Origin of the sequence: Chitinophaga sp. (assembly GCF_036569185.1) — a bacterium.
In the GTDB taxonomy this organism is placed as follows: domain Bacteria; phylum Bacteroidota; class Bacteroidia; order Chitinophagales; family Chitinophagaceae; genus Chitinophaga.
Genome location: NZ_DATCRD010000187.1, coordinates 25,422 through 37,359 on the forward strand (window position 1 = coordinate 25,422; position 11,938 = coordinate 37,359).

The 11,938-nt window shown below is 45.9% G+C and carries 14 protein-coding genes; 11 read left to right on the plus strand and 3 right to left on the minus strand.

All coding sequences use genetic code 11. The features are described 5' to 3' along the window. Positions 1-6: 6 nt before the first annotated feature. From VIM72_RS14415 to VIM72_RS14440, 6 genes are all read left to right on the plus strand, one after another. Positions 7-1,476 (plus strand): TlpA disulfide reductase family protein, encoded by a 1,470-nt coding sequence (locus VIM72_RS14415; RefSeq protein ID WP_332003523.1) that lies wholly within the window; start codon positions 7-9, stop codon positions 1,474-1,476. Positions 1,477-1,479: 3 nt separating this feature from the next. After that, on the plus strand, positions 1,480-3,072 hold the full coding sequence (locus VIM72_RS14420) for a S41 family peptidase (protein ID WP_332003524.1): 1,593 nt from the start codon (positions 1,480-1,482) through the stop codon (positions 3,070-3,072). Positions 3,073-3,093: 21 nt separating this feature from the next. After that, positions 3,094-4,236 carry a TlpA disulfide reductase family protein gene (locus VIM72_RS14425; RefSeq protein WP_332003525.1) on the plus strand — a complete coding sequence of 381 codons (1,143 nt, stop codon included), beginning with the start codon at positions 3,094-3,096 and terminating at the stop codon, positions 4,234-4,236. Positions 4,237-4,505: 269 nt separating this feature from the next. Then, complete coding sequence (locus VIM72_RS14430) at positions 4,506-5,513, plus strand: hypothetical protein (protein WP_332003526.1); 1,008 nt, start codon at positions 4,506-4,508, stop codon at positions 5,511-5,513. A gap of 203 nt (positions 5,514-5,716) precedes the next feature. Next, entirely contained in the window at positions 5,717-6,862 is a 1,146-nt protein-coding gene (locus tag VIM72_RS14435) for a PepSY-associated TM helix domain-containing protein (protein ID WP_332003527.1), read from the plus strand. Then, complete coding sequence (locus VIM72_RS14440) at positions 6,852-7,034, plus strand: hypothetical protein (protein WP_332003528.1); 183 nt, start codon at positions 6,852-6,854, stop codon at positions 7,032-7,034. The genes VIM72_RS14435 and VIM72_RS14440 overlap by 11 nt, the downstream gene beginning before the upstream one ends. Before the next feature lie 71 nt (positions 7,035-7,105). On the opposite strand, the gene VIM72_RS14445 is transcribed toward VIM72_RS14440, so the two are convergent. Continuing rightward, positions 7,106-7,483 (minus strand): hypothetical protein, encoded by a 378-nt coding sequence (locus VIM72_RS14445; protein ID WP_332003529.1) that lies wholly within the window; start codon positions 7,481-7,483, stop codon positions 7,106-7,108. A 237-nt stretch (positions 7,484-7,720) separates the two neighbouring features. Between VIM72_RS14445 and VIM72_RS14450 the strand changes: the two genes are divergently transcribed. Beyond that, complete coding sequence (locus VIM72_RS14450; protein ID WP_332003530.1) at positions 7,721-8,392, plus strand: class I SAM-dependent methyltransferase; 672 nt, start codon at positions 7,721-7,723, stop codon at positions 8,390-8,392. A gap of 8 nt (positions 8,393-8,400) precedes the next feature. Here the strand turns inward: VIM72_RS14450 and VIM72_RS14455 are convergent, their stop codons facing one another. Beyond that, positions 8,401-8,772, minus strand: a complete 372-nt coding sequence (locus VIM72_RS14455; RefSeq protein WP_332003531.1) for a hypothetical protein — start codon at positions 8,770-8,772, stop codon at positions 8,401-8,403. Positions 8,773-8,901: 129 nt separating this feature from the next. On the opposite strand from VIM72_RS14455, the gene VIM72_RS14460 reads away from it, so the two are divergent. From VIM72_RS14460 to VIM72_RS14475, 4 genes are all read left to right on the plus strand, one after another. Beyond that, entirely contained in the window at positions 8,902-9,240 is a 339-nt protein-coding gene (locus VIM72_RS14460) for a helix-turn-helix domain-containing protein (RefSeq protein ID WP_332003532.1), read from the plus strand. A gap of 18 nt (positions 9,241-9,258) precedes the next feature. Beyond that, positions 9,259-10,161: a class I SAM-dependent methyltransferase gene (locus tag VIM72_RS14465; protein WP_332003533.1), complete on the plus strand. Its 903-nt coding sequence runs from the start codon at positions 9,259-9,261 to the stop codon at positions 10,159-10,161. 68 nt (positions 10,162-10,229) lie between these two features. Beyond that, positions 10,230-10,751, plus strand: coding sequence for a hypothetical protein (locus VIM72_RS14470; RefSeq protein ID WP_332003534.1), 522 nt, complete (start codon positions 10,230-10,232; stop codon positions 10,749-10,751). A 28-nt stretch (positions 10,752-10,779) separates the two neighbouring features. Continuing rightward, complete coding sequence (locus VIM72_RS14475; RefSeq protein WP_332003535.1) at positions 10,780-11,130, plus strand: DUF4180 domain-containing protein; 351 nt, start codon at positions 10,780-10,782, stop codon at positions 11,128-11,130. A gap of 36 nt (positions 11,131-11,166) precedes the next feature. Here VIM72_RS14475 and VIM72_RS14480 read toward each other — a convergent pair. Then, positions 11,167-11,938 (minus strand): hypothetical protein (locus VIM72_RS14480; protein ID WP_332003536.1); only part of this gene is annotated, 772 nt, incomplete at its 5' end.

The following is an 11,938-nucleotide window of genomic DNA, read 5'->3' on the forward strand; positions in this document are numbered from 1 at the left end:
CAAGATATGAGAACGAAAATATGCTTAATCGGATGTAGCCTGCTGCTCAGTGCCACGATGGTGTTTGCGCAGAAAAATGAGCAGTACAGGAACACTGATCCAAAAGAACTGATAAAAAACACTACACTGTCGGAACAGCAATTGTCGGATATCCAGCGATACTTCCAGTTTGAATTGAAAGACAACAAAAGGGGAGAGGAATTGCAGCAGCTGATCCTTCATAAATATCCTTCAGGCGCAACTGCCCGGTTGAAGGGGTATCAGGGCCTGTCCGCCGCTAAAAGCCCGGAAGAACTGATCACTTTTGCAACAACTTTCCTGAAGGCTTTCCCGTATGATGCCTGGAAAGCCCATCCAACCAACCAGGAATTTATTTACTACAGCGTGCACCGGGAACTGGGCGCCGCATATATGAACACCCGGCAGTTTGATAAGCTGGTGGCTTTTTGTACACCACTCAACTTCAAAACAGCAAATGAAATATACCGCTGGAATATCATGCGCGCCTATGTATTTAAAACAGTTGGCCGCGATACCCTTGCCGGGATTTCCACTGCCCTGATCAATGAGCTGGTAAAAAAAGTAAACGACAGATCTTATGAAGAAGCAGGCGTGTTTACCCCGGAGAAAGCTGCAGCCAATGCCAGCGAACAACTGGATAACGAATTGAATACGCATATTTCATTGCTGCACGACCTGAAGCAATATGCTGCTGCAAAGGAATATTTCAAATACCTGTCGCCCAAAGGCGTTTACGGCTCAGCAGACCTGAATAATATTCACCTGGATATTCTTCAGCAAACCGGCGACCAGCAAGCTATCCAGCCCTTCCTGGAAAATTGTGTAAAAGCAAATGCCATGACAGCAGGTATGTTTGATAAACTGGAAAGCATTTTCACGGCAAAAAACAACACGCCGGGCGCCTATGATAAGTACCTCGCTTCCCTGAAATCGGCAGACGAACAGGAAGAGATGAAGGCATCGGTGAGAGCGCATCTGACTAACCAGGAATATGTACCCTTTGCACTGGAGAACCCGGAGGGCAAACTGGTACGGTCCAGCGACTGGAACAATAAAATTGTGGTGCTCGACTTTTGGGCTACCTGGTGCAAACCCTGTATCAGCGCATTCCCCGGGATGCAGATGCTGGTAGACAAATATGCGCAGGACCCGCAGGTGGCCGTGTACATGGTAGGCACCATGCAAACAGGCAACTACAAAGAAAAATCAGAAGGATATGTGAAACAGGAAGGATTCCGCTTTCAACTGCTGCATGATGCAGTAAATAAGAAAACAGGGGAGCAGGACCAGGTATTTAAATCCTTTGTTCCCTTTTTCCATTCTTCCGCCATACCCAGGAAAGTGATCCTTAAAGATGGTATGATGCGCTATACCTCCGAAGGTTACTCCGGTAGCCCGAGTAAACTGGTGGATGAGCTGAGCTATGCCATTGAACTTTTAAAAGCAGAAAAATAAATTATGGTGCTGAAAAAATATGCGCTTGTAGCACTGGGAATAGCGGGGCTTTCATTGCATGCCAAAGCGCAGGTGAACCCTAAAGAAAAGCTCTGGCAAACACTGAAAGCTATACAGGAAAATTATGTTGATTCCCTGGCAGATGAGACATTGGTAAATGCTGCTATTGCAGGGATGATGCGGGAACTGGATCCTCATTCCCGGTACTTTTCCGGTGAAGAGGCGGCACAGATGCAGGAAGCAATGAAAGGCAATTTCGCCGGCATAGGCATCCAGTTTATGATGGAGCGCGACAGCCTTTATATCACCCAGATCGTAAGCGGAGGCCCGGCGGAAAAAGCCGGTCTGCTTGCAGGCGACAGGATACTGGCTATTGATAAAGTACCCGTTGCAGGCGCAACAAACTTTGCGGTGATGAAAAAGATCCGTGGTGGAAAAGGCACTCCTGTTACGCTGGAAGTGCTTCGTAAATCCAACGGCACAAAGTTTACCGCTGAAATTGTGCGCAATGTGGTGGCCGACCGGTCCGTGAGATCGGCGTATATGCTTACAGACAAGGTTGGATATATCTCGTTGCGCATCTTCAGTGAAACTACCCGCGCAGAAATGGACAAAGCGATTACGCAACTGAAAGAACAGGGAATGAAAAGCCTGATCCTTGATTTGCAGGGCAATGGCGGCGGATATGTACAGGCAGCCATTGGGGTGGCAGATGAATTTTTACCAAAAGATAAACTGGTATTTTATAGTGTAGGAAGAGATAAAGGGAAAGATTATTACTACACCGGCGGCTTTGGCAATTTTATGGAAGGCAACCTGGTAGTGTTGATAGACCAGTCGACAGCCTCCGCCAGCGAGATCCTTACCGGTGCGTTGCAGGACTGGGACCGTGCGGTGGTTGTAGGCAGAAGAAGCTTTGGTAAAGGACTGATGCAACGCCCGGTGCCGGTATTTGACGGCTCCGTACTGGAGCTTACCGGCGCCCGCTATTACACGCCTTCCGGCAGGTCTATTCAAAAGCCTTATCATGGTTCCAGCTATAACGATAACGTACAAACGCGGTTTGCCAGCGGGGAACTGACGAAGGCCAATGTATTTCATTTTCCCGATTCCCTCAGGCATACTACGCTGGTAAATAAACGCACCGTGTTTGGGGGCGGTGGAATTATGCCGGATCTGTTTATTCCATTAGACACTGTTGAATATAATGGCTGGCTCCGGGATGTAGCCGATCATAACCTGGCAGGGAAGATCACCTTCGATTACCTGGACAGTAACCGCGCGTCCCTGCTATCCAGCTACCAGGATTTTAAAGCGTTTAATAAACAATACCAGGTACCGGGTTATTTAGTGCAACAGGTGGTAGGCGCTGCTGAAAAAGCAGGGCTGCCGCTGCAAATGGCAGGCAAAGACAGGATCATCGGCTTACTATCCCTGGAAATCAAAGGCCAGCTGGCCAGCCAGCTGTTTGCAGGTAATGATTATTATCTCCGGGTGCTTAATACAGATAATGCCAGCATACAGGAAGCATTACGGTTGCTGGAACAACCTGCACGCTATGCACAGCAGCTGCAATCACCGGTAGTAAAGAAATAGTATTCATCAAAAAAAGAAAATATGAATTTAAATAAGATAATGATACTGGCGGCATTGGGCGCTCCTGTAATAAGCAACGCACAGCAGTCGTATACCATTAAAGGAAGCGTAAGCAGCATAAAAGAACCGGTGAAGGTTTTTCTTACCTATAAGGTAAAGGGAGAGCGGATGATCGATTCCACTATCATGAAAAACGGGAAATTCCTTTTCCGTGGTACTGTAGGTGCGCCAAAGGAAGCGCATATCGTAGTGAAGCACAACAACCTGCCGCCTGATCCTACCACCCGGCCCGTGGAAGATATCCTGCCTTTCCTGATTGAAGACAGGACCATCACCATCGCCGCAAAAGATTCCATAAAAAATGCGGTGATCACCGGCAGCCAGACAAATGATGACAACGTGAAGATAAACGCATTGCTGAAGCCTTACTACAGCAAATACGATGTGCTGAACAAGGAGTTTAGGGAACAGTCGCCCGGGAAGCAAAAAGACTCCGCCTATATCGCCAGCCTGGATCAGCGGGCCAGTGAGATACAAAAGGAGATCATTTCCGTGAAGATGAAATATGTAAAGGCCAATCCTGGCCGGTATATGGCGCTGATGGCCTTCAACTCCACGCTGCCGCCTGAGTTTGACGCCATTGCCGCAGAAAAGGAGTTTAATGCTCTGGACCCGGCCATCCGGAAATCGGATCTGGGCCTGGAACTGCAGGCAAGAATTGCCAAAGTGAAGAAAACCCAGGATGGAGCAGAAGCGCCTGATTTTACACAACTGGATGTAAACGGTAAACCGGTGAAGCTCTCTGATTTCAGGGGCAAATATGTATTGCTTGATTTTTGGGCGTCGTGGTGCGGCCCCTGCAGAAGGGAGAACCCGAATGTAGTGAAAGCATACCAGACTTATAAAGATAAAGGCTTTACGGTGCTGGGCGTATCGCTTGACAGGGACGGAGACAGGGACAAATGGCTGGCTGCCATCGAAAAAGATGGACTGCCCTGGACACAGGTGTCGGACCTGAAGGCATGGGAAAATGAAGCGGCGAAATTGTATGAAGTAAACGCAATTCCTATGAACTTCCTGATAGACCCTAACGGGAAGATCATTGCCAAATACCTGCGGGGAGCAGCTTTGGAGGAAACACTGGAGAAAGTATTGCCGAAGTGATCAGCGCTTCCTGTAAACCGTTCAGCCTGGATACTATAGTGCCCAGGCTGAACGGTTTGTTATTATTTAGCGTCTTTGTCGTTGATGATAATCCATCCGTGACAGCGGTGAATTATACAAAACCATCTTCCTGTTCTACAAAATTTCATACCCTGTTTTTAGTATAAAATGTAAAGGCTTTGGTAGAAAAACAGGAAAATGAATTGGTTTAATACCTTCCTTTGACTGGATTCCGGTAACTGGAATTGTAACTAAAAAACAGGAAGGCCATGAAAAATGCAGTAGTAATGTTCGGTATACTTACTTTATCGTTGGAAGGGTTTTCACAAACCAGCGATAGCATTCCCAGGCGGGATAGTATGAATGTGCAAAGGCGTGCACAGGCGTTTGCGGCCGACAAGTTTGCCATTGCCCGCCCGCTGAATATTGAATTTGTTCATGTTGCTCCATACAGTTATAATTCAGACAAGGACGGGAAATCTTTCCATGAAGGTAGGATGACAGGCTTTTCACAGTTAAAGGTGAGCGGTAGTATCAACTTTGTCAAAAAGAAAAACTGGGCTTTGGGCGCTACACTGGGCTACAGGTATATAGCGGCAGGAGCAAATGTATTTGATCCTTTTACTGGCGGGCAAAAACCCGTTGACAATGATTTTCATTACCTTTTTTCATCCATCAGCTTTTCTTATTTCTCCACGCTGTTTAACAAACGGGTCATCTATACTTCCAGCCTGGCGGTGGATGGTAGCGGGAAGCAGATGGAAAGGGTAAAAGGGCTCATTACAGGAACAATGATCCTGAAAGCGAATCAACGCACTAAAATGACAGCGGGAATACTGGTTAATATTGATCCGAGCGCGCAAATACCTGTTGTACCTACTTTCTCTTACGAGCATAAATTTAATAATGGCTTTGTGGCAGATTTTGTGCTCCCCAAAAACCTGTATCTCAGGAAATATATTAATTCCAATGCCAGGATATCGCTGGGCAGTGAGCTCGACAGAACCTCTTTTTATTTATACAATATAGATGGCACTGATCAAAAGTACGAGTACCGGCAATTAGATATCAACTCAGGTATCACTTTTGAACACATCATAGCCAGGCAGTTTATATTTACCGCAAAAACCGGGATGAGGTTTAGCACATCCGGCAGGTTGTTCAGGAAGGAGGATTCATTTAACTCTCCTGTTTTTCAAACCCGGCCCGCTCCTGCGTATTACTTTAACGTGGGAATATCGTTCAACCCGTTTACTGTGTTGGGGAAGAAGAAATAGGAATAGGGCCGGTACTATACTTACCGGCCCTTTCATGGGCGATTGAATGTTTCCAGCCGCAAAGTTCACTGTGATATTAATTTCCCGATTTGTAAAATTAAATTCCGGATCTCGTAAACCAGGAGCCGCGGAAGCAGGCATCTTTGGGGTTGAATGATGTCTGGGTTTATAAGACCGGATAGTTAAATACAAATCACCAGGTAATGAATATCAGGACTGCCAAACGTTGGTTTTCATGGCATAAATGGACCAGCCTTATCTGCACCCTCTTTATGCTGATGCTGTGCATCACCGGTCTCCCGCTGATCTTTCACGAAGAGCTGGATGGCCTGCTGGAAAAACAGGTGGTGGCGGAAGTGCCGGCAGGCGCCCGTAAAATGAGCCTCGATTCGCTGGCCGTACTTGCCGGCAAACAGTACCCCGCGGAGAAGATCCGCTATATTTTCTGGGACAATGATGATAAGAACAAGATCATATTTGACCTTGCCGCCAAACCAGATGCCCCACCCGAAGGAAGCAGGTATGCCACGCTCAACGTGTATACCGGTAAGGTGCTGGATAAACCAACTACCGATGGCATCATGGATATTATCCTAAAGATCCACATGAATATGTTCCTGGGCATTGGTGGAAAATTATTCCTGGGTTTGATGGGAATCCTGTTTGTTATTGCCATTGTTTCCGGTGTGGTGCTCTATGGCCGTATCATGAAGAAGTATGATTTCGGGATGGTGCGGAAGTATAAATCCAACCGTCTTAAATGGCTGGATACGCATAACCTGATCGGGATTGTAACGCTTACATGGGCCAGTGTGGTAGGTTTAACAGGTGTTATCAATACCTTGTCCGATGTAGTGCTGGCCTTATGGCAACAGGGGCAACTGAAAGAAATGGTAGCGCCCTATGCGCAGCAACAACCACTAACAGGGGAGTTAAGCTCATTAGACAGCGCCATGGCTACCGCTCAGAAAGCGGCGCCGCATATGGAGCCCCGCATTGTTACTTACCCGGGAACCATGTTTTCCAGCAAACATCATTATGCAGTGTTTATGCGGGGCAATACTGCGCTTACATCACGGTTGCTGATGCCCGCCCTGGTAGACGCCAAAACCGGCGCATTAACGGATGCCCGCACGATGCCCTGGTATGTGAATACCCTGTTCTTATCAGAGCCATTGCATTTTGGTGATTACGGCGGTATGCCGCTAAAGATTATCTGGGCGCTGTTCGACCTGGCCACTATTATAGTATTAATTACGGGCCTGTACCTCTGGTTTGCGCGAAGAAAAGCCGCCAGTCATCAATGGAGCAGGCTCACAGAAAAAGTAGTATACGAAGATGAAGAATAATCCATTTACCAGTTTATGGGGAAAACCGCTGCTGATAGCGTTGTTGTCGCTGGCCGGGTTAATTGCTGCACTGGTAGGCGATGGCGTTTGGGATATATTTTCATGGGTAGCATTGGCCCTGCCTTTAATTATTATCATACGCAGATATTATTTCCCGGGGAACCAGGGGTAGTACGTTTATATAAAAGCTGATGTGTGATAACAGGTTTTATCACACATCAGCTTCTTTTTTTTTAAAAGAAATTATCTTCCGCAATCGGCCGTCCAGCTCCTGCCATTCCTGGCAAAACCTATCACGAGTTTGTCTTTGTTGATAGTAATAAGACCCGTACCGGAAGATCCGATACTCACCATCGTATTATCATCTTTCTTTTCAAAATCCACACCGGTAAGATCCGGAATACCATCCGAAAATCTGAAGTCGTACCTGGTACCAACCTTTGTAACGAAAACGCTGCCATTGTCCTGGCTGATGTTCTTTTCGTCGTCAACATACCCGATCTTTCCTTTGAAAGTGCCGGCAAAAACATCTACGTCTGCGGGGTCAGTGTCTTTACTACAGGATGCGAATAAAACTACAGCTAACAGTAATACACCAATAACACGAAGAATCGATTTCATAATTCACATTTTAGGTTACTCAATAAAGATTCAATACCTGGAAATGCAATTAGTATACCAGACGGGGTACGGGCTCTTCTATATAAGCAAGCCGCTGCATAGCGACTGCACCACAGATTTTTTTTGTGTGAAGTTGTACACACAATGGGTAGTTCCCGCTATGAAATGTAATGGAAAGCATAATAAAGAGTCCGTTAACTTGTTTATATTTATATTGAATTCCATCAAAAATAAACTATGGATCATTCAGCCATCATTGCCGCTTCCTGGCAGGTAAATGCAGACAACTGGATCGCTACCATTGATAACGGGGAAATTGAATCCAGGGCTCTTGTCACCAATAATGCCATTGTAAATGCTATCTGTTCTTATAATGTACCATCCATACTGGATATCGGCTGTGGGGAAGGATGGCTTACCCGTTGTTTGCAGGATAAAGGAATTACTGCCTTTGGTGTTGATGTAGTAGAGGCCCTGATAAAAAATGCCATTGATAAAGGAGGGGAACGTTATGCGGTGGCCAGTTTCCATGACCTGGCCACAGGAGCATTTGTGATTAGCAACAGGACTGCCGCAGCAGTGATCAATTTTTCCCTGCTTGATAAAACAGATTCGGAAACGCTGCTCAGGAATATAAAGCGCCTTATTGTAGATGATGGCCTCTTATTCATTCAAACATTGCATCCTTTAACCATAGCGCAGCAGGGACCTTATATTTCGGGATGGAAAGAAGGAAGCTGGAGGGGATTAAAAAGAGATTTCGAAAAACCGTACGAGTGGTACTTCAGAACACTGGAAGATTGGTTATCCCTTTTCCGCGAGGCCGGGCTTATGCTCCGGGAAATAAAAGAGCCTTTAAATCCGCAAACACAAAGCCCGGCCTCCATCATATTTGTACTGAATACTTAATATGAAAATCAGTAAGCCCCCTGCGCCGGTAGAAACATTTCCTTCGACTTCAGAAACATCCCTGCCCAGAGAATAGCCAGGAATACAGCGGAAGCAGGAGGCTGGCTGCCGGATATTTCGAGGCAAAAGGCCCCGCCCAGGTAGCAACTTGCCAGCAGGAACCCGATCTTATTTGTTGCAGGATAAAGCAGCAATCCGGCGATGATCAGTTCACCGGCGCCCAGCAGCTTCATATAACTCCCAAACCCGTATTTGGTTAAGAACTGAACCACCGATGCGGGTTCTGCATCCACCAGTTTCATTACTCCTCCAAGGATAAGCACCAGGACAGGAATCGCCATTAATACCATAGAGAGAATGCGCTTTGCTTTGATCGTCATTGTAATTTTTTTTGAGCGGTTAATAATTCTGTGGTAAAAGTATTTACATTTACTATCCGAATGATAGTACTATCCCGCCGGATAGCGCTATCCCAAAGGATAGTATCGTGAAATTCAAAAACAAGGAAAATGCTGACACGCGAAGGATGCCCTAAAAGTGTACTTGCTATAAAAGATGCGTTGGAAGCCCTGGAGGGCAGATGGAAGCTGTTGATTATGCTTTCCCTGTCTACCGGCAACAAACGCTTTAAGCAGATATCAAAAGAAGTGGGTGGTATTACAGACAAAACATTGTCGAAAGAACTAAAGGTACTGGAAACAAATAAGCTTATTAAAAGAGAAGTACATAATACGTTCCCGCCTACAGTGGAGTATTCCATTACCAAACATGGTATGTCGCTCGATAAAGTGCTGAATGCACTCTATCTTTGGGGACAGGCGCATCGTAAAAAAGTAATTGGAAAATAGTTTCATTTCTCAGTTAGCATGACCTTTTCCCAGATGCAATCGTTTATAGCCGAAATTGCCGTTGATAACGGGCTTTTCCGGGAAGAAGCATTTGAAAGCCGTATAGAGGCGATAGACAGGATCGATTTCCTGGTGATGGAGCGTATCGATGAATTGCTGTTGCAGGAAAATCAACAGGAGGTACTATTATCTTTAAAGCACCGGGCAGAAAACCTGAAGCAGGAACTGGAAGCCATCAATACTAAAATGTTTCAACGGCTGCAGGCCCGCATCAGGACAGGAGAAGTAAGAGGAGAACGGCTCCGGGAGCTTATCCGGGAATATACCGGTTTTGATACAGCAGGCAGTACAAATGCGGGAACGGAATATGATCATGCAGATATTTTTATCAATGGGTTATTCCCTTTGCAAACGATGCCTGAGCAAACAAAGGAGCTGGAACCGGAAATGGTATATTACCAGAAAACACCGGCCAGGATTGTTTTTGAACTGGCAGAGAAAGCCGCTTTCACAAAGGAAGATATTTTCTGTGATATAGGCGCAGGGCTGGGGCAGGTAGCTATACTTGTGCACCTGCTCAGTGGTGTTCCCTGCAGGGGTATAGAATTTGAACCGGCTTTCTGTGATTATGCGGATCACTGCGCTGTACAACTTCATTTACCTGGCGTTATATTCATCAACACAGACGCAAGAGCGGCGGATTACTCGGAAGGAACCGTGTTCTTTATGTTTACTCCTTTCAAAGGTGAAATCCTGCAGCAGGTGTTGGATGCACTGAGAAAAGAATCGTTGCAACGGAAAATCAGGATCATTACCTATGGGCCCTGCACCGCCCAGGTTTCCCTGCAAAGCTGGCTGCAGCCCGTTATGCCGGGCTACAGCCATGTATATTCACCCGCTGTTTTCAGCAGCACCTGGTAAGTGCAGAAAAAGCGCTATCTTACCGTCTTTGTTTAACCTGTTTATATCATTGTTAAAGGAAACCACCAATGAAGCAACAAATTTTTATTATCATTTTTTTATTAACCGTTCTTACTTCCTGTAAATCAAAAAAGGCTGTTGAATTCAGGGATGTTATTGCTAAGCAGGAACGGGTAGCATTCAATATCCTGGTAGGTGAAGGCGGGGCGGAAGAAGAAAAGCTGCATTGTTTGATAAAGAAAGATTTTAAAGGAGCGCTTGTTGCTGTAGATAAAATAGAGCAGGGGTTCAATAACATTATTAAAACAATAGAAGCGTTGCCAACAGAAGGCGTAAAACAGGGCGATGAACTGAAAAAATCCGCTATTGATTATTACACGGGACTCAGGGATATGAAAAACAGGGAACGGGAAGAAATAGCGCAACAGGAAGCCGGTTATGATAAAGATTCGGAGAAAGCAAGCAGGGCGCACGAGCAATTGCTGGAGCTGAATAAAGAACAGCTCGTGATGTCCGGAAAGGTAAGAGAGAAAGATGAAAAACTTCATCATGCACTGCAGCAGTTTGAAAAAGTCAATAACCTGAAATGATCTTTATACCACTGAATAAATATTTATAATGAAGATAGTAGCGCATGGAAATGGCATCGCGGAAATCATTGCAGATGAAATACTGATGCCGGATCCGGGGGAAGCATTACAGCTGATCATGGATCTTTATTACCAGGATTTCAGCAAAATAATTGTTCGTGAAAAGAACGTCGCTCCGGCGTTTTTTGACCTGAAAACAGGTGTGGCAGGAGAGATACTTCAGAAGTTTTCCAATTATAAGGCGCGGCTGGTGATCATTGGTGAATTCACCAAATACCCCGGGAAAAGTATCCGCGATTTTATTTATGAAAGCAACAAGGGCCGGCAGGTGAATTTCCTGGAATCGCTTGACCTGGCTGTGGAGCGCTTATCAGAATAATTGAAAGAAGCATGCTGGTGCCAGCATGCTTCCTGGTTAATATGAATGTCCTTTTACGGAGATCTTACTTAGCAGCTGCGGATTGGTCATAGAGCTGTAATTGTATTGATAGATGCCATCCCTGGCGCTTACCAGCAGGCGGTGCTGGTTTTCAAAAGGTATTACATCGTAGGTATCCATTCCATCCACCAGTTTGGTGGTTGTGATATTACGCACGTCAGACGCATCCAGGAAACGCAGTCCGAATGCGCCCTCGCAGATAAAGAGTTTACCGTTATCAATTCCCAGTCCATGCGGATTTTTCATTTCCACGGTACTTAGTTTTACGGGATGATCCACATTGCTGACATCAAATACCTGTAACTGGTTGATGGTACTAGGGCAAAGTGCACCGGTTCTCATGGTTACATATGCTTTATTCCCTTCCACCACCACCGGATCACAGGCAGTGAAGTGCGTAACCAATGAGCGTTGAGCAGGAACAGCAGGATTAGTGATGTCATAGATGTACATCGCATTCTGGCTGCCTATAAAAAGATATTCGCCGTAAGGGAAAATGGTTTCGATGCCGCCGTTGATATTTTGTGAGCTTTTAAATACAGGGTCGGCTGCGTTGCTGAGATCAAATGATTTCAACTGGGAAAAGTTAACGGCATAGAGATAATTCCCTGCGATGGTAAAACGGGCCATTGAGCCGCCTTTGCCGGTTTGCGGGGTTTTATTATAGGAGGCAGCCATCTCAGAGCCAAATAAAACCGGGTACTCGTTATCGGAGCAGTCGCAGTAAGCGGTATCCCGGCTGGTATAG